The organism is Bradyrhizobium sp. WSM3983 (assembly GCF_000473045.1).
GTDB lineage: Bacteria > Pseudomonadota > Alphaproteobacteria > Rhizobiales > Xanthobacteraceae > Bradyrhizobium.
The window spans coordinates 65,652-88,543 of sequence record NZ_AXAY01000029.1 but is presented as its reverse complement, the minus strand read 5'-3'; the positions used below and the strand labels follow the sequence as shown (position 1 = coordinate 88,543).

Below are 22,892 nucleotides of genomic sequence, written 5' to 3'. Positions count from 1 at the left end.
AAATGTAAATCCTTATTCCCGATGAGGGACTTGACGGGAGGCATCATGACGGTGATTCGCGGCGCCGCCATCACGGGAGCGGCAAGCGGCATCGGCCGTGCGCTCGCAATCGAACTCGCGCAACGCGGCTGTGACCTCGCGCTCGCCGATCGCGACGAGGCGGGGCTGAAGACGCTCGCCGCGGAGATCGGCCAAGGAAACGACAAAGCGCGCAAAATCAGCGTGCATCGCGTCGACGTCAGCGAGCCCAGTGATATTGCGCAATTCGCGCGCGACGCGATCGTGGCGCATCCCGCGCTCAACATCCTCGTCAACAATGCCGGCGTGGCGCTGCTCGGACAATTCGAGGAGATCGACCAGGCGCAGATGGACTGGCTGTTCGACATCAATTTCTGGGGCGTGGTGCACGGCACCCGCGCCTTCCTGCCGCATCTGAAGACGCTGGCCGAGGCGCATATCGTCAACGTCTCCTCGATCTTCGGCATCATCGCGCCGCCCGGACAATCGGCCTATGCGGCGGCAAAATTCGCGGTGCGTGGATTTTCCGAGAGCGTTCGCCATGAGCTTGTGGTCGCGGGCAGCCCGGTCAAACTGTCGGTCGTGCATCCCGGCGGCGTCGCTACGAGCATCGCGCGTTCATCCCGCACCGGGGTTGGCGTCGCCGACAATGCGCGCCGCGCGCAAATGATCGATCGGTTCGAGACCGCGGCGCGGACGACACCGAAGAACGCAGCGCTGCGGATCATCAGAGGCATCGAGAAAAACGAGCCGCGCATCCTGATCGGCAACGACGCAAGGTTCATGGACATGTTGCAGCGCTTCCACCCGGGGACCTATTGGGCGCCGCTGCAGCGGCGGCTGGAGAAGATGGCGAAGGGGGCTGCGAAGTAGGTAAGTGGCGTCCGCCCTGCCTCCACGCCGCCATTGCGCCCGCCTTACTGTCCCACCAGCCGATCTGCAAAGTACCCAATCGTCTTGCGATAGATCACCGCCCTGTTCCACTCACGCATGGCATCGAAATTGGCTGAGCCTTCTTCATAGGGCTGGCCCATCTTGAAGCCGTTGCTGTGCAGCAGGTTGGCGGTCGAGGCGAGCACGTCGGAAACGCTGTGGCGGAGGTCGACGTGGCCGTCGCCGTCGAAATCGACGCCGTATTTGATGTAGGACGACGGCAGGAACTGGGTCTGGCCGATCTCGCCGGCATAGGCGCCGATGAGGTCGCGCAGCGGCAGGTCGCCGCGCTGGACGATCTTGAGCGCGGCGAGCAACTCGCCCTGGAACAGCTCGGTGCGGCGGCAATCATGCGCGAGCGTCGCAAGCGTGCGGATGACCGGCAGCTTGCCGATGTCGCCCTTGCCGAAATCGCTCTCCAGGCCCCAGATCGCAACCAGGATCTGCCGGGGCACGCCGAACTGCTGCTCAATGCGCGACAACAAGGCCGCGTGGCGCTGGAGCAGTGCACGGCCTCCATTGATGCGGCCGGCACCGACGCGGGTCGAGACATACTGCTCAAAGCTCTTGTTGAAGGTGTAGCGCTGGCGCCGGTCGAAGGCGAGCACGGCGCCATCCTGGGTGATGCCGCCAAACGCCGCGCTGGTCACGCCTGCCGAGATGCCGGCTGCCTGCGCTTCCGCCGTCATGCCGGCGACAAAGCTGTTGAAGTCGCCGCCGCAACGCGCGGCCTCAGCCGACCCGCCGGCCAGACAAACGATGGAAGCGACGGCGAGAGCGTATCTCAACATGCGGGAAAATCCTTGGGAACCATGCGCGGAAGGCAGCGGGCGATCATGCCCGGGAACAGGATTCGCGTCAAAGCGGCAAACCACGCCAGAACTGATCTCGCGTGCGGAGGCGTTCGCGGCTGGAGTTTGTGGCGCTGTAACCTCTGCCGTCATTCCGGGGCGCGACGAGTCGTGAGCTATGGTGCGCAATTGCGCACCTGAGAATCCACTCCTCCACCAACTCTGCTGCTCAATGGATTCCGGGTTCGCGCTTCGCGCGCCCCGGAATGACGGAAGAGAGCGCACAGACAGCCAATGTGATGTGTCCAACGCACGAACGACATTGATCTGCATGCGCGGGATGAGAGCTTGTGCACGCAGCACGACGCTTGCCCGATCACCTTCACAACGCATGCGCGCGTTCTCGTTGCATTGCGAGAGCGCTGCAAGATGAACAAACTATTTCGATGATCCAAGCATCTGCTTCGCGAAATTGCGGGAACGGGCAGCGACGCTCGCCGCATATCTGATGCGCTCACTGCGACATCAACACCACTACGATTTATCTTGCCATCGCAGGGCGCAAGCTATAGCCTTCTATCTCAGGTTGTCGCCCTGCCAGCCCCGGGCGACGCTGAAGACCAAAAATAAACGGCGGGCTTATCGGCCCGCCGTTTATTGAGGGTGAGGGTCGCATCGGACCTTCCGGGGCGCTCGGCGCTCCGATCGGGCAAACAAATCGCCAAACGACTGCACAGAAAGCTGCCAGATTGACGCTGGCGGCTGTCGAAGTCATTTGACTGCGGCGCCCTGATCGACGACAAGCCGCCATGGCCAAAAAACCTGGAACCAATCCCAAGGGCGAATTCGCCTTTTTCAACGTCTTCTACGAAGACGGCTCCCAACGCTCCAACCGGCGCGTGCCCTCGGAGCTGCTCGGAGGCCTCGACGGCGACGAGCCCGCGCGCGCCTTCATCATGGAGCAGGACCGCGAGATCGCCGAAAAATCCGGCCGCCCGCCGCTAGAGATCAAGAGCCTCGACCGGGTCGGGGCGAAGAAGAAGTAGGCTCGCCTAGGCAGGCGCTCACCAACGTCCTCTCCATTTATTCCAGGCAAGCAGCAGATCGGCAAACCGGTCATAGAAGCACCGCGTGAACGGCAATACCACGCGATGCCCAGCAGCGCCGCAACCGCCCGTCTCTCGGCGTTAGCCGCCACAGCGCGATCGCAGCATCCGCTCCCACAAATGATGAGCCGCCGGGCCTCGTCAGTGGCATCGAGGCGTCGCCTGAGGTCGTCGAGCGAGGCACCAATATGCGCTAGCGCGTCGGGTCGCTCGTTGATGTCCCTGCAGGCAGCTCTTCACATGCAGCCGAACTCGTCTGGGGTGTCGATTTCATCTGCAAGCTCCCCTGAAAGATTCTCCTTCAAATAGAATATTTCTTCATATTATACTTCCGGTATCAGGCTGATCTCATTTTACGAAGACATCATACTGGAGAGAAATTATGGAAACAGCGTTGTGGTTGTGGGGATATCAAGTCTCGGCGAGGACCGCGGCTATCTCGATCGCAATTTACATTACCGCGAGCGTGCTGATCATCTGGCTCTGGCCGAAGCTCTCCGTACCTTGGTCAAAGGCGAAAGCTAATACACAAACCAACAAGGTTGATCTCGACGCGCTGACGAAGTTGATTGAAACCCGCAGCAAGGTACGCGGATCCATCATTCAGGTGATTGGCGGTGTTGCTGCCCTTCTAGCCTTCATTACGGCTATCCAGCAACTCAACAGCAATGAGGATGCCTTCAGGGAAAAGAAGGCTGATCTGTTTGCTAAATCAGTCAAGGAACTCTTGGCGTCAGACTCGAAGGCCGATGCCCGTGCTGAAGCACTCTATGTACTGTCCTATGTCGCGCGAAGCGATCGAACCTATCATCGCGCTGTCTACGATGCAGTTGCAGCTTTCCTGACCGATGGCGCAGAAGCGGCGTGTGGCAACTATCGCGGCGAGAGCTTTCGACGCGAAAAGACCATACAACTTGCCATGCGGATTATTGGCGAAAGAAGAAAAGACGATGACCCGACAGGGAAACGGCTCAATTTGGAAGGAGGCTGCTTTGTCGGACTGGACCTTCTCGATGAGTGGGGGGTGATCGGGGGCTTTGCCAAGGCACGGCTTTCAGGATCGAAAATGCTCCGAGCCGACTTTGGTAAAGCTGACCTCTCCTATGCACAGTTGATGGGCATCGACGCGGGTGATTACCTCAATCCCGGCTGGACTGAGGAAATTGGCAATCGCCTTCATAAGGGGACCGATGGAGACGACAGAAAGGGTACCGATGACGGAAACGAGCGGAGGAGGTTCGTTACTCACTTCATTGACGCAAATATTGAAGGGGCAGACTTTAGCGGTGCCGGGCTTCAAGGCGCCGATTTTTCCGGCGCAGTCTTGAAGGATGCCAGCTTTGCACGAGCTGTCATATCCCGCGCTAGCTTCAAGGGGGCACAAAAGCTGACTGCAAAGCAGCTGGAAACGGCGTGCGTCGGCAAACCGAACATGACGCCCGAACAACTCAAATCTGAACAGCCCTATTTTTCGCTGGATCTCCGCAAGGAGATACAGAGTAATCCGTTCCTGAACGGGAACATCCCTGCGTGCAAATAAGTGACGTTCGGAGCCCGAACCAGCCCGACGACGGCATCGCTCGCATCCGATAAAAAAACGGCGGGCTTTTGGGCCCGCCGTTTTCGTTTGGATGGATGCCCGGGTCCGGCCGGGGCATGACGGTCCTAATTAGTTATCCAGGAACGACCGCAGCTTCCGGCTCCTTGACGGATGCTTCAGCTTGCGCAGCGCTTTCGCCTCGATCTGACGGATACGCTCGCGCGTCACGCTGAACTGCTGGCCGACTTCTTCCAGCGTGTGGTCGGTGTTCATGCCGATGCCGAAGCGCATGCGCAGCACGCGCTCTTCGCGCGGGGTGAGCGAGGCGAGCACGCGCGTGGTGGTCTCGCGCAGGTTCGACTGGATCGCGGCGTCGATGGGGAGGATCGCGTTCTTGTCTTCGATGAAATCACCGAGGTGTGAATCCTCTTCGTCACCGACCGGCGTTTCGAGCGAGAGTGGCTCTTTCGCGATCTTGAGGACCTTGCGGACCTTCTCGAGCGGCATTCCGAGCTTCTCGGCCAGCTCTTCCGGGGTCGGCTCGCGGCCGATCTCGTTGAGCATCTGGCGCGAGGTGCGCACGATCTTGTTGATCGTCTCGATCATGTGCACGGGGATGCGGATGGTGCGCGCCTGGTCGGCGATCGAGCGGGTGATTGCCTGCCGGATCCACCACGTGGCGTAGGTCGAGAACTTGTAGCCGCGGCGGTATTCGAACTTATCGACGGCCTTCATCAGGCCGATGTTGCCTTCCTGGATCAGGTCGAGGAATTGCAGGCCGCGGTTGGTGTACTTTTTCGCAATCGAGATCACGAGACGGAGGTTGGCTTCCACCATCTCCTTCTTGGCCTGGCGGGCTTCGCGTTCGCCCTTCTGCACGGAGTGCACGATCTTGCGGAACTCGATGATCTCGAGACCGGTCAGCGCAGCAAGCTGATGCACCTCGTGACGGAGGTCCTTGATCCGGTCCTTCTCGTGGTGAACAAAATTCTTCCAGCCCTTGGCCGAAAGCTTCGAGACACGGTTGAGCCAGCGCGGATCGAGCTCCGAACCGGTGTAATTGCGCAGGAAGTCCTCGCGCGCGACGCCATGGCTATCGGCGAGGCGCATCAGGCGGCCCTCATGCGAGACGAGGCGCTTGTTGATGTCGTAGAGCTGCTCGACGAGACTGTCGATACGCGCCTGGTTCAGGCGCAGCGACTTCACCTCGACGATGATCTCGTCCTTGAGCTTGCGGTACTTGCGCTCCTGGTGCGGCGACAGCGAGGGCCCATGCGAGGTGCTCTCGAGCTGGTTCTGGATGTCCTGCTCCTGAAGCTTGCGCAGCTTCTTGTAGCTATCGGCGATCTTGTCGAAGATCTCGACGACCTTGGGCTTGAGCTCGGCCTCGATGGCCGCGAGCGACATCTGGTTCTCGAACTCGTCGTCCTCGTCCATGTCGGCTTCGGCGGCGGACTCCGCAGGATCCTTCTCGGCCTCACCGGCATTGCCGCCGGCAGGCGCGGCACGGAACGGGGTCGGCGCCGGGGGAGCGGCGGGCGGCGCGACATGCGCGGGCGCACCCACGGCCGCTGCAGCCGGACCTCCCTCGGCCGGCGCTTCACCATTCTCACCGTTCGGACCGGCGATCATCGCATTGTTCATGCCAGCCTTGGCATCGGGCCCGGCATAGGTGGCTTCGAGATCGATGATGTCGCGAAGGAAGATCTTTCCCTCGTTGAGCTCGTCGCGCCAGATAATGATGGCCTGGAAGGTCAGCGGGCTTTCGCAGAGGCCCGCGATCATTGCCTCGCGGCCGGCCTCGATGCGCTTCGCAATGGCGATTTCGCCTTCGCGGGAGAGCAGCTCGACCGTACCCATCTCGCGCAGATACATGCGCACGGGATCGTCGGTGCGCTCGCCCGGCTCGCTCTTCTTGACCTCGGTAACGGCCTTCTGGGTGACCTCGACGAGCTCGTTGTCGGTCTCGTCCTCGCCGCCCTCGTCCTTGTCCTCCTCGCCTTCGCTATCGTCGGCTTCGGTGACGTTGATGCCCATGTCCGAGAGCATGGACATGATGTCCTCGATCTGCTCGGGCGAGGTCTGGTCGGACGGCAAAACTTCGTTGAGCTGATCGAAGGTCACGAAGCCGCGCTTCTTGGCCTGCTTGATCATCTTCTTCACGGCCGCGTCGGACAGATCGAGCAACGGCGACGGCGCGTCCTGGGAGTCCTTCTCCGGCGCGTCCGCTGCCTTGTCGTCCTTTTCCTTGTCCTTCGCCTGCAGCGTCTTTGCCTTGGTGGCCATCCATTGCTCCTAAACGCGTTTCATGCAGACGTGCGCGCGCCCGCGTGAAATCACTTGAACCTGTTGCTCGACGCTCTCGCTTCGCCAGATCTCGACACGGAAAGGGCGGCGCGCACATCTCTCGCCACCCCGACCTTTCTCTCGCCGGATTTGCCTAACGCTTCGTGAGCCTCTTTGTCGCAGCGGATGCAGGTGAAGTGCCAACAGCTATTGCGCGGATTCATTCCTGACGCGTCTGTTCTGCCTGCGGCCGCCTGGGGGCCAAAGTGCTACAAGACCGTTAAGCCTCGATTAACCCTGTTTTTGCCGCCAAACCTTGGATTTGGCGAGTCTTTTAGCGGTTCCGGCCCCGGCCGTCCGCATGATTCTTTCATCACACGCTCTTCTGGAACCGGCCCGACAGCTCGCCAAAACCCTCGATCAGGGCCTCGGTGCCGTCGACTTCGCCTATCCGAGCCTTGACGTCACGCAGCCACGCCAAATTGGCCTCGCTGGGGTCCTCCCCCAAGGCCAGCTCGGCGTCCTTCAACTCTCTAAGTAGTGAATGCCATTGCCGATGCAAGGTAACGAGCTGGTGCCAGGTGGCGAGAACGTCATCCCTGGCCGCGCCCTCGCGGGCGCCCCACACCGCTGCGTTCGTGATGCCATTCTCAACCCTTTGAAGAAGCTGAGAAAATCCACCCTTATCGATATCGGCGCGCATCTTCTCGGCCAGCTCGCCGGGGTCCGATGAGTGGTGATGGTCGTTGGCGAAGGCGGCGATGATGCCGGCGCGGAGCTTGTGGGCCTCGGGATGGGCCAGCTCCAGGGCAGCGACCTCTTCCAGATGATCGTGCAGCAGCCAGGGGTGGTTGATCAGGATCTGCAGAATCAGCGCCTCGCGGCGGGAGATCGCGCTGCGCTGGCCCTTCATGATGGGACTTGCCGCTAGCTGGGGGCTGGCCGCCTGGTAGGGGCCGGAGGGCAGCAGGGTCGGACCGGGCGCACCGCGGCGGCCTCCGCCAAATCCCTGGCCGCCAAACCCCTGCCCACCGAATCGATTCGCCTGTCCTCCGCCACGGGGCAGGAACGGGCGGCCGGACTGGCCGCGGAAATTGCCCCGGCCGGCAAAGCCGCCGCGACCGCCGTCGGGCGCAAACGTGCGCTGCAGTCGCACGGCGAGATCCTGGCGATAGTAGCGCCGCACCACCTCGTCGCGGATGCCGTTGGACAATTCCTTGATGCGCGCTTCCAGCGCGGCGCGCCGCTCGGGCGTAGCAAAATTGCCGCCTTCGAGCTCACGCGACCAGATCATGTCGGCGAGCGGGCGTGCCGCCGCGATCACCTCCTCGATCGCGCCACGACCGCCGGAGCGCGCGAGATCGTCGGGGTCCTGCCCTTCCGGCAGCAACGCAAAGCGCAGGCTCTTGCCCGGCGCGAGAAACGGCAGCGCGAGATCGGCGGCGCGATACGCGGCTTTCTGTCCGGCGCGGTCGCCGTCAAAACAGAGGATCGGCTCGTCCGCCATCTTCCAGAGCAGCGCGAGCTGGTTTTCGGTGAGTGCGGTGCCGAGCGGCGCCACGCTGCCTGCAAAACCCGCGGTGACCATGGCGATGACGTCGACATAGCCTTCGACCACGATCAGGGCTGCGCCGTCATGGGTGGCTTTGCGCGCGGTCTGGTGATTGTAGAGATTGTCGCCTTTGTGGAAGAGCGGCGTCTCCGGCGAGTTCAGATATTTGGCCGGAACGTCCTTCTCCAGCGCGCGTCCGCCAAAGGCAATGACGCGGCCGCGCAGATCCGTGATCGGAAACATCACGCGGTCGCGGAAGCGGTCGTAGGGCACGGGAATGTCGTTGCCGGCCACGAGGAGGCCGGTCTCGATCATGTCTTCGACGGAAACGCCAAGCTTGCCGAGATGCTCCTTGAGCGCAAAGCGCTCCGGCGGCGGCGGCGCATAGCCGAGACGGAACTGCAATTGCGTCGCCGGCGAGATGGCGCGGTCGGCGAGATAGCCGCGCGCTTTCGCACCGACGCGCGAGGCCAGCGTTTCCGAAAAGAACTTCGCAGCGAGTTCCATGACGTCATGCAGCGTGCGACGGCGTTGTTCGTGCCGCGCCGCATCCGGCGTCACCGCCGGCAGCGGCAGGCCGGCCATGCTGGCGAGCCGCTCGACCGCTTCGGCAAACGGCAGGCCATCGGTCTCCATCAAGAAGTCGATGATGTCGCCATGCTTGCCGGAGGAGAAATCGTGGTAAAAACCCTTCTGGTCGTTGACGTAGAAGGACGGCGTCTTCTCCTGCTGGAACGGCGACAGCCCCTTCCACTCCCGCCCCGCCTTCTTCAGCTTGACGCGCTTGCCCACGACTTCGGAGACCGAAAGCCGGGCACGCAGTTCGTCGAGGAATTGGGGCGTGAAGCGCATAGCCATTGTGTAGCGCGAAACCGGGTGAGTCGGGCGAAGGGATCAGGGATATAGGTGCGGCCTGCCCAGAAGTGAGGTTTAGGTGGGTTATCCGGGTTATTCGACCTATTCACAGGGCCAGAAATTTCTCTCGCAACGGAATCCCCACGCGGACCTAATAGACTGCCGTCGATGCAGCACACAGCTTCAACTTTTCCTGGTGGAACCGTAGTCGTTGACATACAACAATTACGTTTGTATATACAGAAGTGCGATGAAGTCGCGGCTACGGCTTCAGACGTCATAGCAAATCTCATGCGTGGCAAGATGCGGTGTCATCGGGATAACTTGCCATGACGGAAGATTTGCAGCCGCTGTTCGCAGGCGTTCGCGACTTTGGATGGGATCCGAAGAAGCGCGCGACAAATCTGCGAACTCACAGAATCGACTTCGAGGACGCGCGCGGAATTCTCGACGGCTATACCTTCATCCGCCGGTCGGATCGCAATGACGAAATCAGGTACCAAATCTTCGGTTACATCGACGGGCGGGAAGTCGCGTGCGCGCTCCGCGGGGCGGTCTGCTGGCTCATCTCGGTCCGGCGCGCGCAACGCGACGAGCGAGAGAAATATTACCATCGTTTCAAGGGACTTCCCCAGAAAGGGGAAGACTGACTGGGCGCGCGTCGACGCACTGACCGATGAAGATATTGCTGAGGCCGTCGCCAACGATCCCGATGCGGTGCCGATCGATGTCGACTGGTCAGACGCCGTTCTAGTCGTGCCGCCTAGAAAGAAGGCCATCTCCATCCGCGTCGACGAGGACGTGCTCGACTTCTTCAAGCGCGAGGGAGAGGGCTATCAGCGACGCATGAATGCGGTGCTGCGCTCATACATGCAGCAGAAGTCGAAGCCGAAAAAGAGCGCTTAAGAGATCGCGACTTCGCGCCTCAGTCCCGATCTCGTCGTTCCGGGCCGCAGCCCGGATACCGCCAAGAGCGATTATTTTTGACCGTCACCCTGAGGTGCTCGCCTCTCCGGCGAGCCTCGAAGGGCGACGGCCCGGCTGCATCTCGGCCGTTATCCTTCGAGGCTCACACTGCTTTGCAGTGTGAGCACCTCAGGATGACGGAACGGATAGCCCGGAATGACCGAACAGAGCCACTTGAACCCCGCACGGTTCCACGCTTCCATAGGCCATGTTCAGGACCTTTCGGGGTGGCCAGAGCGGGGGTTGGCGCGTGACCTCGATGTCGCCGGTCACAGGCGAGCCCCTGCCCTTCATGCCGGCGCTGTCGGTGATCGACGGCAACGCCGTCTCGTTGCCGCTGGTGCCCTCGCGCAACGCGTGGCGCCTGGTCGGTGTTTCCAGCACGCTGCGTTACACCGAGCGCGCCGAGAAGCAGCAGCTCACGAGTGTGCATGCCAGCCTCGGCAGGCTGGAGGCCACATACGCGGCGCTGATCCCGATCCGCAAATCGCAGGCCTGGTGGGATCTCACGCAGGAAGAGCGGCGCAAGATTTTTGAAGACAAGTCGCACCACATCGCGAGCAGTCTTCGTTTTCTGCCCGCGATCGCACGCCAGCTCTATCACTGCCGCGACCTCGGCGAGCCCTTCGATTTCCTGACCTGGTTCGAGTTCGCGCCCCCGCATGCCTCGCTGTTCGAGGAGTTGGTCGGAATGCTCAGGCGGACCGAGGAATGGACCTATGTCGAGCGCGAGGTCGACGTGCGCGTGGTGAAGGAAGTGCTGTCGGCCTAGTGGTCGAGAAAGCGGCCGGACTCGATACGCGGCAGATCAGTGACGGGCCAGTTGTAGACATAAGTCCAGGCCGGCCCAGTCGTGCCGGCCGCGCCGGTCACGTCAATCAGCTGGCGCAAATATTCCGTCGGCTCCGGAAATCCCTCACCGCAAGCTTCGTACATATCCAGCTCGCCCAGGAGCTCATCGCCTGCGCGCAAATGGAAGAGCTCGCCATGAACGACGTCCGATGACGCGTCGGACAGCAGCAATCCCGGATAATGCTTCACCAGCACGAGCCGGCCACGACAGGTCGCCTCACCCAGAAAATCCGCATGCTGCGCCAGCAGCCGCGCCATCGGATGGTCGAAGCCGCGCATCAGGGTGCCGTAGACGAAGAGACGATCGGAGGTCATGGCCTTCTATAGCCGCCAATCAGCAACGTGCAAATCGCGGCAGATTTACAAAACCTCCGCTTCCAGCTCCTCGCCGCTGCGTTCCTCGTCCAAGACCACCCTGATACTCACCTCCATGACATCGAAGGCGTCCTGGGTGCCGATGTAGATGCCGTGCAGCGGGATGGCCTGGCGCGGGTCACGCGCCACGGCGACGCGGATGAGATCGCGGGTGCCGACGATGCCGTTGGTCGGATCGAACTCGATCCAGCCCGCGCTCGGCAGATAGACCTGCACCCAGGCGTGGGTCGAGCCGCCGCCGACATGGTGCTGCGCGATGTCCTCGGGCACGAAGATGTAGCCGGAGACGAAGCGCGCGGCGATGCCGAGACGGCGCAGCGCCTCGATCATGAACAGCGCATAGTCGCGGCAGGTGCCGGTGCCCCACTGCAACGTATCGCACGGGGCTTGCGTGCCGGGCTCGTGACGCCTGCGGTATTTGAACTGCTTGCGGATGGCGTGCGTGATGCGGCTCAGGATTTCGAATGTCGGCGACGGCGCGGTGCCATCGAGAAAGCCGCGCGCCCATTCCGCGATCTTGCCCTCGGGATCGGGGTATTGCGGCGAGATGTACTGGACGACATCGGGGAGTTCTGCGTCGGCATAGACGAAGGGATAGAAGTAGGCGGGATCATCCGGCGTCAGCGCGAACTCTTCCACCGGATTGTGCTCGACAGTGACATGCCAGTCGAAGATCAGCCTATCCGCGCGCCCATCGAAATCAGCGATCGCGACCGAATTGCCGAACACGTCGTGGATCCAGCGCAGCGACATCGGCTCCGGCGAGATCCTGAGCTTGGAGTCGAGCACACGCAAATCATGACCGTCGCTTGGACGCAGCATGAATCTGTGTTCGCCAAAGGCCACGGGACGATTGTAGCGATATTCGGTCTTGTGATGAATCGTCAGCAGCGGCATCGTCTGGAGATCATGGTGATTTTGGGCAGGCCCATTTATAGCGATTCTTTGCCCAATTTCCGGGGCGACTGCTTTTTCCATAGGCAATCGGGATGGCTTTAGACACAGCCGAGGCGACGGATCAACTCCTTGGCGAAGGCGATATTCCGCCAGTGCATGAGGTGAATGCGGTGGGAGCATCACCCTTCCTGCTCACATCGGACCATTACGGCCGGATTTTGCCGCGCGCGCTCGGAGATCTCGGCGTCTCCGACAGCGAATTGACCCGGCACATCGCCTGGGACATCGGCATCGCCGGCGTCGTCGAGCGACTCGCAAAAATGCTGGATGCACACCTGATCGCGCAGCGCTACTCGCGGCTCGTGATCGATTGCAATCGCTCGCCTGGCGTTGCGAGCTCGATCCCTGTCATTTCCGAGGCGACGGCGATCCCGCGCAACGAGGGCATTTCGGACGGCGAGCGCGCGGCAAGGCGGCGCGAGATCTTCGAGCCCTATCATCATCGCATCGACGCGGCGATCGACAGACGGGTACACGCCAAGCGGCCGACGGTGCTGGTGTCGCTGCATAGTTTCACGCCTGTTTATGCCGGCGTCGCGCGGCCCTGGCACATTGGCGCGCTCTACAATCGCGACACCGTGCTGCCGAAGCTGCTGCTAAAACATCTGCGCGCCGAGGGCGATCTCGTCGTCGGCGACAACGAACCCTATGCGGTGAGCGATCTCAGCGACTACACCATCCCCGTCCACGGCGAGGCCCGCGGCCTCGTCAACACCGGCATCGAGATCCGCCAGGATCTGATCGCGGATCAATCCGGCCAGCAGCAATGGGCGGAGCGGCTGGCGCGGATCTTTGCGGAGATCGAAATCGAGCTGCGCGCGGAGCGGCTGGTCCCTTGGACGCACCGCCCGTGACGAAGATTCAACTGGGCTGCCAGCTCATTTGGCCCGGGTCAGCGCCAGCCAAATGCCGCCGCCGATCATGAAGCCGCCGGACACGCGCGACATCATGCGGGTGCGTCGGGCCGAGAAAAAGCTGCGGGCCTGACCGGCAAGCAGCGCGTAGATCCCGTCCGTCAAGCCGGCGAGCACCATGAAGGTGATGCCGAGCACCAGGACCTGCGACAGATGATCCTTGCTCATGTCCATGAATTGCGGAATGAACGCGCCGAAGAACACAAGCAGCTTGGGGTTCAACAACGCCACGACGAAGCCCTGCAAAAGGAAGCCACCGCGAGGGGGAGGCGGTGGCGCGTCGGTGTCGACGCCCTCGACCGGAGAGCGGATCAGCTTGATGCCGAGCCAGACCAGATAGGCCGCGCCGGCAAAGCGCACCCAGTTGAACCAATAGCCCATTGTTGCCATGAGCGAGGTGAGGCCCACCGCAAGGATGCCAATCACGATCAGCAGCCCCACCTGCACGCCGAGAATGTTGGTCAGCGCCGCGCGCGTGCCGTGGCGCAAGCCGTTGGCGATGACGAGGGTGACGATCGGCCCCGGCAGCAGCGCGAGCGCAATGCAGGCGGCGACGAAGGCGAGATAGGCTTGCATGGACATCATGATGGGGACTCAAGCTGGGGGGCGCTTGCTCGTATTAATGCATGGCACTCAGTTTCCGTCCAGCGCCGCTGTCACCCACGCCTTCATCTCCTGCGTCTCCAGGAATGCGAGCGCCGCATGCTGCATCGCGTTGGCGTCGCCCCGCCCCTGCGCCGCCGCAACGAAGAGATCGCAGCGCCGTGAGACGGCGATACCAGCCGCGGCGTGGCTGGCTCCGTCATAGATGGCGAGATCATAGCGCCGCGCACGACCGCGCAGCTCGCCGACATGCACCACCTCGCCCGGCGCGGTCGCCGCAAAGCGCGGCGTGATCAGATCGATATCGGCCACACGATCGACCTCGTCGTCATCGGCGACGCCGCTATCGCAATTGCAGAAGCCGCGCTTGGCGCGGACATAGAGCTCGGCGCCGTCGCAAGCACCTCCCTCGCAGCGAAACGCACGGCCCGCAGGCCAGCCATCGCGCGGAAACGGCCAGGCAAGCTCACGCCAATGCGCGGATGTCGGCGTAGCCTGCGGCGCAAGCTGATAGGCCCCGACGCCGGACGCGCCTAGCGCGGCAAGGACAAGCGCTATCGTCGCCGCGCGCCGCATCGTCAGTTCTTCGGCAGGCCGGCGACGGCGCGTGCCGGCCCGGTCAGCTCGAGAATGTGCAGGCCGGTGTTGGCGCGGTCGACGATGTAGATGTAGCCGCGGTCGTCGGTCTCGACATTGTTGGTCTGGATTGCGACCTTGCAACGCTCGCCGCCCTCGACCGGAATGCAGCGCTTGTCGGTGGCCGGCGTGATCGCAGGAATGAAGTAGCCGATTTCCTTGGGATGATAGGGATCGCGGATGTCGAGCGCGCGCACGCCTGCATTGAAGAAGGCGATGAAGGCCATTTTCTTGTAGTAGACCGGCGCCATGCTCTCGTTCGAGGAATGCGAGCCGAAGCGGCCGCCGCGCTGGCAGAACTGCCCGCTCGCCTCCGGCACCGTGTAGCTCGAGATCATCATCGGCCGCGTTTCGGTGGTGACGTCGGCGAACCACACCATCTGCCGCGCCTCGCCGCATTCGTTCAAAATCGCCTCGTCGACGATCATGACGATGTCGCGGGTCTTGCCGTCCTTGTCCGCGGCGAATTCCGCAACCGGCATGTCGAGCATCGGAAACGTGGTGTGGGCGCCGTTGAACGCCGACATCGGCAGCCGCGAGATCTCGGGATAGCGCAGATTGTCCGGCGTCGGCTCCTTCGGTCCGTTCAAGAGCTTTTCGCGATCGACGATCTGCAAGATGCCGCCCTTGTTGGTGCCGTAACCGAAATAGACGCGGTTGCCGTTCGGCCCGGTCGAGATCGGCCCATGCAGTTCGGTCGGCACAGCGCCGGTCGATCCTGGCTCCTGACCGGGCAGACCGAAGTCGCGGATTTTTTGCGGATGCGCGGGATCAGAGAGATCGTAGATTTGCGTCATGCGCCGCGTGCGCCAGTCCGGCGCGCCCGAGACGAGATAGGCAATGCCTGTGTCGCATTCCCACCAGCTCTTGTGCGTATCCTTCAAGCCGCCGATGCGCGTAATCAGCGCAGGATTGGCGGGATCGGCGACGTTCCAGATCTCATGCGCCTCACTGCCGAAGGTGCGCAGCATGTAGACTGCGTTGGGATCGCCCTTTGGCAAGGTCTTGCCGTCGCACACGCGCACCATCTGTGCTCCGCCGGATTCGTATTTTCCCTCCTGCCCCGGCAGATGCCTGAGATATTTGGGATGCGCGGGATCGGTGACATCGACGATCGAGGTGCCGTTCGGCTCGGCGTTGCCCGTCATCGGATTGACGGGCGCCGGCACGTCATCGGTGCCACCGTGGTGGCCGATATAGGCGATCCAGCGGTCGCCCTGGTGATGGATGGTCGGCTGATAGGCGCTACGCGCCTGGAGATCGTTGGTGCCCATGAGCTTCATGTTGGACGCCTCAGGCGGCGCACCGATGCTCTGCTTCTGGGCGTGAACGAAAGCGCTACCGGCGAAAAGGACGAGGGCGGCTGCAGTCAAGACGCAACGGAACATCAAAGTCCTCCCGGAACCAATCTGCGTTGGCTGAGCTTCAAGGTTAGCACAGCCATTTGCGGGCGCCAAAGACACCACTTGACATGCAACCATATGGTTGCCTATTATCGCTACCATGGATGAGGTCTTCAAAGCGCTCGCCGATGCATCGCGACGGTCGCTGCTGGACCGACTTCACGCCAGGAACGGCCAGACGCTGAACGAGCTTTGCGAAGGCCTGGAGATGACGCGCCAGGCGGTGACAAAACACCTGGTCATCCTGGAAGAGGCCAATCTGGTCACGACCATCAAGCGTGGTCGCGAGAAGCTGCACTATCTCAACCCGGTGCCGATCCACCAGATCGGCGAGCGCTGGATCAGGAAATTCGAGCGCGGCAAGCTCGCCGCGCTCAGCGAGTTGAAACGCCAGTTGGAGAAGCGTGATGAGTAAGCCGCAATTCGTCTATGTCACCTACATCGAGACCACGCCGGAAAAGCTGTGGCAGGCACTCACATCGAGCGAATTCACCAGGCAATACTGGTTCGGCGCCGAGGTTCGCTCCGACTGGAAGGTCGGCGCGCCCTTTGCGCTTTCGCTGGACGGCGAGGTCACGGATTCCGGTGAAATCCTCGAGGCCGATCCGCCGCGGCGGCTGTCCTACAGTTTCAAGCACCACAAATATGAAGAGCTGCGCCATGAGCCGATCTCGCGCGTCGTCTTCACACTCGAACCCTTCGGCCCGGTCGTGCGTTTGACTGTGCTGCATGACGGCTTCATCGAGGGCGGCAAATATCTCGGCGCCGTCTCCAACGGATGGCCCGCGATCCTGTCCCAGCTCAAGAGCCTGTTGGAGACCGGCAAGCTGCTCAACATCACACGCGCGGCCCTCAACAAGGGATTTGATGCAAAATGAACCTCGATCAGTTCAAGCCGCTCACGGTCTACACCATCTACATCGCCTCGACGCCGGAGAAGGTGTGGGAGGCGCTGACATCGGCGGAGTTCAGCAAGCAATACTTCTTCGGCAATGCCGTCGAGGTTGAGCAGCGCCTTGGCGGCGCCTTCATTGTGCGCAACCCCGATGGCGCGTTGCACATCAGCGGCGAGGTTCTCGCATACGACCCGCCGCGAAAGCTCTCGGTCACGTTCAACGTGAATTGGCCCGAGCTGATCGAGAAGCTCGGCCCGACGCTCGTGACTTACGAGATCGAAGAGGTCGGCGATGCGGTTCGCCTCACCATGAGCGAAGGCCATGACCGGCCGCTCAGCGACGACATCCTCTCCGGCGGCCGCACCGGCTGGCCCGCAATCCTGTCGGGACTGAAGAGCCTGCTCGAGACGGGCAAGGCGCCGCAGATCAAGATGTCGCCCCCGGTAAAGATGCTGGAGGCGCTGAAGGCGATGGGGATCAAAACGCCGTAGGCGCCGCAACCGTCCCGGCGAAAAGCCGGGACGACACTGCAACTACGACACCGGCGCCACCAGCCGCCGATAAAGATGCCACGTCGTATGCCCGAGCACGGGCAGCGTCACCAGCAGTCCCAGGAAATACGGCAGCGCTGAGACAATCAGCAGCATCACGATCACCGCCGCCCAGCCGATCATCGGCAGCGGGCTCGTCACCACCGCACGCACGCTCGTCACCATGGCCGTGACGAAATCGACCTCGCGATCGAGCAGTAGCGGAAACGACACCACGGTCAGCGAAAACAGAATCAGCGATAGCGCGGCACCCACCGCGTTACCGATCGCGAGGAACAGCAGCCCCTCGTTTGTCGTCAGCACCACGGTCATGAACTCCTGCAGGCTCGAGAATGACGCATGCAGGCCAAGCAGCAGCGCGATCAGAAGCCGCACCTGGTACATCCAGATCACGAACACGAACAGCGTGACGAAGGCCATCCAGCCGATCTCGCTGCGCGAGCGTATCGCCGACCAGATCGCCCCGAAGGAGACCGGCTCGCCGCGCTCGCGGCGGCGGCTGACTTCATAGAGCCCGATCGCCACGAACGGCCCGATCAACGCGAAGCCCGCCGCCAGCGGATAGACGAGATAGACCATGCCGAAGGCGGTGAGGCAGAGCATGATGGTGATGCCGCCGGCGGCGTAAAGCGCGCCGAAGCAAAGCCCGTAAAGCGGCAGCGCCTGGAAATCGCGCAGGCCTTCGACCAGCGCCTCGGCGATGTCGGTCGCCGCTGCGGGACGCACCACCGGATCGACCTTGCCCGAGATGGACATAACTCCTCCCACCGGATTTCCTGCATTAGGCCCAGACGACTTCGTCCCCATGTTGATCTGGGTCAAAAGCAGCGCTCAACGCGTCGCTGCACCATGGCTGACGCACGCCAATCATGCCGCGCTGCCCCCCTGGGTAGCTCCTCGCCCTTGTCGTTGACGATGCGGACATCAAAACCCGGCGTCGCCTTGCCGTCGAACCGGGGCGGATCGGAAACAGGTTCGAGTTGCTGCCGATCACGAGATTGCACTCGGTCTGGCCGAACACTTCGTGCGCGTCGCGCGCTCGCCCATGACATAGACATTCTTCAAATCCGGCAGCCGATCGCGGATCCTTGCGAGCTTGTCCCAGCCACCCTCGTCGGTGACGATCGCCTTGGCCTGCGAATTCGACAGACGGAATTCCAGCGCGTCCTCGCCGAACAGCGCGAACAGCGGGATCGAGATCATCGCCGAACGAAATGCCGCCATATGCACGATCGGCAGTTCCAGCGACTGCGACAGGAACACCGCGACGCGGTCGCCACGCATGAGGCCATCCGCCTTCAGCACATTGGCGAAGCGGCGCGACGCCTCGGCGACCTCGTCGAAGGAGGTGCGCGTGGTGGCGCCGTTCTCGTCGACACCAGCGCGAGACGACCGCTGCCGTCGGCGTGGCGATCGCAGCACGCCTCCGCGATGTTGAAGCGCGCCGGGATATCCCAGCGGAAGTTGCGAGTGAGCTCGTCGTAGCTGGCGGCTTCGGACAGCATGGGCCTGGTCGCTTCCCAAGAACGTCGTCATGACCGGGTTCGCCGGTCATCGCGGCCCTCCCGATTTCCTTGTCATTCCGGGCGCGCCACTTGGCGCGAGCCCGGAATGACAGCTTAACCCATCAGTGCAGCCTTCACGAGACCGGACGCCTTACCAAAATCCATCTGGCCGGCGTACTTCGCCCGCAGCGCCGCAATCACCTTGCCCATGTCCTTCATGCCGGCGGCACTGGTTTCAGTGATGGCGTCCGCGATCGCGTTCTTCACCTCGCCGTCCGACATCTGCTTCGGCAGGTACGCCGAGATCACCGCGATCTCCTCGCGCTCCTGCGCGGCGAGTTCGGCGCGGCCGCCCTTGTCGTAGAGCTCGACCGATTCCTGGCGCTGCTTGATCATCTTCTGAAAGACGCCGAGCAGGTCGGCGTCCGAAAGCGGCGGCTTGCCGTTGCCGCGCGCCTCGATATCGGCGTTCTTGATCGTCGAGTTGACCATGCGCAGCGTCGAGAGCTTGCGCTCGTCCTTGGCCTTCATGGCCTCCTTGACCGCATTGTTGATGTCGTCGCGCAGCATGATCGTGATCCTCTCAATCCATTGCGCCTGATCTAAGCCCTTCCCGGGAAAGAGGCCATACCGGACCTGTCGTGCGAGGTTTCATTGTTCCCCGCCGGAGGCCAAAATGGCGCAAAATTGCCAGATCCAGCTTAAGTGCCTGAGGAGACCTGTCAAATATGCAAAAACGCATGTGAATCCGCCGTTTCCCGCTTTGACGGGCGCGCGCGGGGCGACTATGAAACGCGCTCATGACACAACATGAAAACGATACCGCTTGGCCGGACCACAAACCGACCGCGCTCCTCGTGCTCGCCGATGGCACGGTGCTCGAAGGCTTTGGTCTCGGCGCCGAGGGCCAGGCCGTTGGTGAAGTCTGCTTCAACACCGCGATGACCGGCTATGAAGAGATCCTCACCGATCCCTCCTATGCGGGCCAGCTCATCACCTTCACCTTCCCGCATATCGGCAACGTCGGCACCAACGACGAAGATATCGAGACGGTGAACATGGCCGCAACGCCCGGCGCGCGCGGCGTGATCCTGCGCACCGCGATCACCGACCCTTCGAACTACCGCGCCACCAAGCATCTCGACGCCTGGCTGAAGGCGCGCGGCATCATCGGTCTCTCCGGCATCGACACCCGCGCATTGACCGCGCTGATCCGCTCCAAGGGCATGCCCAACGCCGTGATCGCGCATGCCAAGGACGGCGAGTTCGACCTGCACGGCCTCAAGGAAGAAGCGCGCGAATGGCCCGGCCTCGAGGGCATGGACCTCGTGCCGATGGTCACCTCCGGCCAGCGCTTCACCTGGGACGAGACGCCCTGGCTGTGGGACAAGGGTTTTGGCCGCCAGGACAATGCCGAGTTCAACGTCGTCGCCATCGACTACGGCATCAAGCGCAACATTCTGCGCCTGCTCGCCGGCGTCGGCTGCAAGGTGACGGTGGTGCCGGCGACGACGTCGTCCGAGGACATTCTGGCGATGAAGCCGGACGGCGTGTTCCTGTCCAATGGTCCGGGCGATCCGGCAGCGACCGGCAAATATGCCGTGCCTGTCATCCAGGACGTGATCAAGTCGGGCACGCCGACTTTTGGTATTTGTCTCGGCCACCAGATGCTCGGCCTCGCCGTCGGCGCCAAGACCAGGAAGATGCATCAGGGCCATCACGGCGCCAATCATCCCGTCAAGGACGAGACCACCGGCAAGGTCGAGATCACCTCGATGAACCACGGCTTTGCCGTGGACGAGAACACCCTGCCGAAGGGCGCGACGCAGACCCACATCTCGCTGTTCGACGGCTCCAATTGCGGCATCCAACTCGACGGCAGGCCGGTGTTCTCGGTGCAGTACCACCCCGAGGCCTCGCCGGGCCCGCGCGACTCGCACTATCTGTTCCAGCGCTTCGCCGATCTGATGCGCCAGAACAAGAGCGCGTAAGGCGCGCTATCGCAGTGCACGGAAAAGCCCGGGCTCGTCCCGGGCTTTTTCGTCAAGGGAACGTCGTCTCACGCCACCCGTTGAATACTGCTACGTTTGAGCAGGAGCCTTGTGAGCAGGAGCCTTGCCATGTCCGTCGTCCGCGACTATGCCGAGCCGCTCGCGATCGTTTTCGAGGATGACGGGCTCGTGCCGAACAACATCCTCCCCTTCCTGGTCTACCAGGGCGCGGTGACGCTCGATCCGAAGCAACCTGAAGAGACCATCGAAAACCTGTTCGAAACGAACAATTGGGGCGGCACGTGGCGCAACGGCGTCTACGATTATTTGCACTACCACGCGACCGTGCATGAGGTGCTCGGCGTCGCACGCGGCCATGCCCGCGTTCGCTTCGGCGGCGATCACGGCCAGGAGCTCGACATCAAGGCCGGCGATATCGCGATCCTGCCGGCCGGCACGGGGCATCAGCGCATCAACGCGAGCGATGATTTCTGCGTGATCGGCGCCTATCCGCCGGGCTCGCGGATGGAGATCACGCGAGCAACACCAGAGAACCACGCCAAGGCGCTGAAGACGATTCCGAACGTCGCGCGGCCGCCGGCGGACCCGGTGACCGGCAAGCACGGGGCGCTGATGCGGTTGTGGCGGCCGTGAGTCGGGAACGCTAGCTGCACATTCCGCCGTCGTCCCGGCGAAGGCCGGGACCCATAACCACGAAAGCTAGTTTGGCGAAGATAGGCAATCGCGCATCTCGCGCCACAACTTCTCACTGGGGGTATGGGTCCCGGCCTTCGCCGGGACGACATTGCGGGGGCATTTGCGCCCAATCGAGTTACGCCTCGTTGCCGCCTTCCTGGCGGGTGGCTTCGAACAGGAACCAGGTGCGGCGCTCGGTCTCGTCGATGAAGACCTCGAGGATGCTGGCGCTGGCGACGTCGCCCGCGTTGTCGCAGACCTCGTGCGCTTTACGCATCGCAGCCGCGACATGCTTGTTGTCCTGCATCAGCTCGCGCAGCATTTCGCGCGGCGGGACGTAGTCCTCATTGTTGTCCTTGATGGTCTGGAGCTTCGCGATCTGGCCGATCGACTTGACGGTTGCGCCGCCGATCTTGCGGACGCGCTCGGCGAGCTGGTCGGTGGTGGCGAAGATCTGATCCGACTGCTCGTCGAGCAGCAGATGATAATCCCGGAAATGCCGGCCGCTGATGTGCCAGTGAAAATTCTTGGTCTTGAGGTACAGCGCGAACGCGTCGGCCAGAAGCACGTTGAGCGCCTCCGAAACCTTGTTGACCGCCTGGGGCTGCAGATCGGTGGGAGTATCGAGGTCGGGCGAGACTTTGCTGGGGGCTTTGCTCACGAGAAACCTTCCTGTTAGGACGCGGACATTGACGGCGAGCCGTCGCACCCCTAACGCAAGGCGGGCAGCACGGTTCCAAGACAGGAACCGCCGGACGGGATACCATGGACGATTGGATCGATTATTACGACTCGACGCATACGATCTATGTCAGCAAGCTGCATCGCGATTTGCACTTCCAGATCATCGCGCGGGACATCATCGGCTACATCACCTCGCCCGACGCGACCGTGCTCGACTATGCCTGCGGCGAGGCGCTGTCGGCGAGCCAGGTGGCGGCCGCCTGCGGTCAGCTGATCCTGGCCGAGCCCGCGCCCGGCGTGCGCGGCCGGCTGATCGCTCGATTTGCGCCCAACACCAAGATCCGCGTCCGCTCGCTCGACGACATCCGCAATATGCAGGACCAGTCCATCGACCTCGTCGTGATGAACTCGGTCGCGCAATACATGACGGCGGAGGAGCTTGATGCCGCGCTCCTCAATGTCCGGCGCATCCTGAAGCCGTCGGGCAAGCTCGTGCTCGGCGATATCCTGCAGCCCCATGTCGGCATGGGCCGGGACGTGACGGCGCTGCTCTCCTTCGGCCTCCATCACGGCTTCCTGAAAGACGCGCTGATCGGGTTAGTCAGCACCGCGCTGTCAGATTATCGTCATCTGCGCGCGCGCATCGGGCTCAAGCGCTATAGCGAGGACGAGATCGCGGTGAAGCTGAAGGCGGCGGGCTTCGCGAGCCAGCGCGCCAACACCAATATCGGCCACAACCGCTGGCGCATGACCTTCATCGCGCGGCCGCCTCGTTAAGCATA

Annotated in this window: 24 protein-coding genes and 1 pseudogene; 13 read left to right on the top strand and 12 right to left on the bottom strand. The window is 62.4% G+C overall.

Translation table 11 applies throughout. From position 1 onward, the window contains the following. Positions 1-45: 45 nt before the first annotated feature. Positions 46-891, top strand: coding sequence for an SDR family oxidoreductase (locus tag YUA_RS0131775; protein ID WP_027534328.1), 846 nt, complete (start codon positions 46-48; stop codon positions 889-891). 44 nt (positions 892-935) lie between these two features. Here YUA_RS0131775 and YUA_RS0131770 read toward each other — a convergent pair whose 3' ends face one another. Next, positions 936-1,742, bottom strand: a complete 807-nt coding sequence (locus tag YUA_RS0131770; protein ID WP_027534327.1) for a lytic murein transglycosylase — start codon at positions 1,740-1,742, stop codon at positions 936-938. Between the two features lie 809 nt (positions 1,743-2,551). On the opposite strand from YUA_RS0131770, the gene YUA_RS0131765 reads away from it, so the two are divergent. After that, a complete protein-coding gene (locus YUA_RS0131765; RefSeq protein ID WP_027534326.1) occupies positions 2,552-2,788 on the top strand; it encodes a hypothetical protein in 237 nt (78 codons plus the stop codon). Positions 2,789-3,230: 442 nt separating this feature from the next. Then, positions 3,231-4,388, top strand: coding sequence for a pentapeptide repeat-containing protein (locus tag YUA_RS0131760; protein WP_027534325.1), 1,158 nt, complete (start codon positions 3,231-3,233; stop codon positions 4,386-4,388). 129 nt (positions 4,389-4,517) lie between these two features. Here the strand turns inward: YUA_RS0131760 and rpoD are convergent, their stop codons facing one another. After that, on the bottom strand, positions 4,518-6,674 hold the full coding sequence (gene rpoD, locus YUA_RS0131755; protein WP_027534324.1) for an RNA polymerase sigma factor RpoD: 2,157 nt from the start codon (positions 6,672-6,674) through the stop codon (positions 4,518-4,520). 373 nt (positions 6,675-7,047) lie between these two features. After that, positions 7,048-9,078, bottom strand: a complete 2,031-nt coding sequence (gene dnaG / locus YUA_RS0131750; protein ID WP_027534323.1) for a DNA primase — start codon at positions 9,076-9,078, stop codon at positions 7,048-7,050. A 332-nt stretch (positions 9,079-9,410) separates the two neighbouring features. Between dnaG and YUA_RS51985 the strand changes: the two genes are divergently transcribed. The 3 genes from YUA_RS51985 to YUA_RS0131735 all read left to right on the top strand — a co-directional run bounded on the left by YUA_RS51985 (position 9,411) and on the right by YUA_RS0131735 (position 10,819). Then, on the top strand, positions 9,411-9,731 hold the full coding sequence (locus YUA_RS51985; RefSeq protein ID WP_063627833.1) for a BrnT family toxin: 321 nt from the start codon (positions 9,411-9,413) through the stop codon (positions 9,729-9,731). A gap of 19 nt (positions 9,732-9,750) precedes the next feature. Then, positions 9,751-9,987 (top strand): BrnA antitoxin family protein, encoded by a 237-nt coding sequence (locus YUA_RS51980; protein ID WP_035972341.1) that lies wholly within the window; start codon positions 9,751-9,753, stop codon positions 9,985-9,987. A 268-nt stretch (positions 9,988-10,255) separates the two neighbouring features. After that, the gene (locus tag YUA_RS0131735; protein WP_027534320.1) at positions 10,256-10,819 is read left to right on the top strand and encodes a chlorite dismutase family protein; all 564 of its coding nucleotides are present in this window, start codon (positions 10,256-10,258) and stop codon (positions 10,817-10,819) included. Here YUA_RS0131735 and YUA_RS0131730 read toward each other — a convergent pair. Then, positions 10,816-11,214 (bottom strand): gamma-glutamylcyclotransferase, encoded by a 399-nt coding sequence (locus tag YUA_RS0131730; protein ID WP_027534319.1) that lies wholly within the window; start codon positions 11,212-11,214, stop codon positions 10,816-10,818. The two genes, YUA_RS0131735 and YUA_RS0131730, sit on opposite strands and share 4 nt — an antisense overlap. A 45-nt stretch (positions 11,215-11,259) precedes the next feature. Then, positions 11,260-12,171 carry a transglutaminase family protein gene (locus YUA_RS0131725; RefSeq protein WP_027534318.1) on the bottom strand — a complete coding sequence of 304 codons (912 nt, stop codon included), beginning with the start codon at positions 12,169-12,171 and terminating at the stop codon, positions 11,260-11,262. Positions 12,172-12,263: 92 nt separating this feature from the next. On the opposite strand from YUA_RS0131725, the gene YUA_RS0131720 reads away from it, so the two are divergent. Continuing rightward, positions 12,264-13,085, top strand: coding sequence for an N-formylglutamate amidohydrolase (locus YUA_RS0131720; RefSeq protein ID WP_027534317.1), 822 nt, complete (start codon positions 12,264-12,266; stop codon positions 13,083-13,085). A 24-nt stretch (positions 13,086-13,109) separates the two neighbouring features. Here the strand turns inward: YUA_RS0131720 and YUA_RS0131715 are convergent, their stop codons facing one another. The 3 genes from YUA_RS0131715 to YUA_RS0131705 are packed head-to-tail and all read right to left on the bottom strand — an operon-like array spanning position 13,110 to position 15,772. Then, entirely contained in the window at positions 13,110-13,727 is a 618-nt protein-coding gene (locus YUA_RS0131715) for a LysE family translocator (protein ID WP_027534316.1), read from the bottom strand. A gap of 51 nt (positions 13,728-13,778) precedes the next feature. After that, on the bottom strand, positions 13,779-14,324 hold the full coding sequence (locus tag YUA_RS0131710; RefSeq protein WP_027534315.1) for a hypothetical protein: 546 nt from the start codon (positions 14,322-14,324) through the stop codon (positions 13,779-13,781). A 2-nt stretch (positions 14,325-14,326) separates the two neighbouring features. Continuing rightward, on the bottom strand, positions 14,327-15,772 hold the full coding sequence (locus YUA_RS0131705) for an LVIVD repeat-containing protein (protein ID WP_027534314.1): 1,446 nt from the start codon (positions 15,770-15,772) through the stop codon (positions 14,327-14,329). 115 nt (positions 15,773-15,887) lie between these two features. Here YUA_RS0131705 and YUA_RS0131700 point away from each other — a divergent pair, with 115 nt between their 5' ends. From YUA_RS0131700 to YUA_RS0131690, 3 genes are read left to right on the top strand one after another with little or no spacing between them, the layout of a single operon-like run. After that, positions 15,888-16,202, top strand: a complete 315-nt coding sequence (locus YUA_RS0131700) for a helix-turn-helix transcriptional regulator (RefSeq protein WP_027534313.1) — start codon at positions 15,888-15,890, stop codon at positions 16,200-16,202. Next, positions 16,195-16,665: an SRPBCC family protein gene (locus tag YUA_RS0131695; protein ID WP_027534312.1), complete on the top strand. Its 471-nt coding sequence runs from the start codon at positions 16,195-16,197 to the stop codon at positions 16,663-16,665. Before YUA_RS0131700 ends, YUA_RS0131695 begins: the two co-directional genes overlap by 8 nt. Continuing rightward, positions 16,662-17,174, top strand: coding sequence for an SRPBCC family protein (locus YUA_RS0131690; protein ID WP_027534311.1), 513 nt, complete (start codon positions 16,662-16,664; stop codon positions 17,172-17,174). The genes YUA_RS0131695 and YUA_RS0131690 overlap by 4 nt, the downstream gene beginning before the upstream one ends. Before the next feature lie 42 nt (positions 17,175-17,216). Here YUA_RS0131690 and YUA_RS0131685 read toward each other — a convergent pair whose 3' ends face one another. From YUA_RS0131685 to YUA_RS0131675, 3 genes and pseudogenes are all read right to left on the bottom strand, one after another. Beyond that, complete coding sequence (locus tag YUA_RS0131685) at positions 17,217-17,990, bottom strand: DUF2189 domain-containing protein (RefSeq protein ID WP_027534310.1); 774 nt, start codon at positions 17,988-17,990, stop codon at positions 17,217-17,219. A 94-nt stretch (positions 17,991-18,084) separates the two neighbouring features. Next, positions 18,085-18,739: pseudogene (locus YUA_RS45575) on the bottom strand (AMP-binding protein); the annotation flags it as partial. Positions 18,740-18,853: 114 nt separating this feature from the next. Continuing rightward, positions 18,854-19,309, bottom strand: coding sequence for a GatB/YqeY domain-containing protein (locus YUA_RS0131675; protein WP_027534308.1), 456 nt, complete (start codon positions 19,307-19,309; stop codon positions 18,854-18,856). A 230-nt stretch (positions 19,310-19,539) separates the two neighbouring features. Here YUA_RS0131675 and carA point away from each other — a divergent pair, with 230 nt between their 5' ends. Then, complete coding sequence (carA, locus tag YUA_RS0131670; RefSeq protein WP_027534307.1) at positions 19,540-20,730, top strand: glutamine-hydrolyzing carbamoyl-phosphate synthase small subunit; 1,191 nt, start codon at positions 19,540-19,542, stop codon at positions 20,728-20,730. 129 nt (positions 20,731-20,859) lie between these two features. Next, positions 20,860-21,384 (top strand): cupin domain-containing protein, encoded by a 525-nt coding sequence (locus YUA_RS0131665; RefSeq protein ID WP_027534306.1) that lies wholly within the window; start codon positions 20,860-20,862, stop codon positions 21,382-21,384. 178 nt (positions 21,385-21,562) lie between these two features. Here the strand turns inward: YUA_RS0131665 and YUA_RS0131660 are convergent, their stop codons facing one another. Further along, positions 21,563-22,087: a Dps family protein gene (locus YUA_RS0131660; protein WP_027534305.1), complete on the bottom strand. Its 525-nt coding sequence runs from the start codon at positions 22,085-22,087 to the stop codon at positions 21,563-21,565. Positions 22,088-22,191: 104 nt separating this feature from the next. Here YUA_RS0131660 and YUA_RS0131655 point away from each other — a divergent pair, with 104 nt between their 5' ends. After that, complete coding sequence (locus YUA_RS0131655) at positions 22,192-22,887, top strand: class I SAM-dependent methyltransferase (RefSeq protein WP_027534304.1); 696 nt, start codon at positions 22,192-22,194, stop codon at positions 22,885-22,887. Positions 22,888-22,892: the final 5 nt, after the last annotated feature.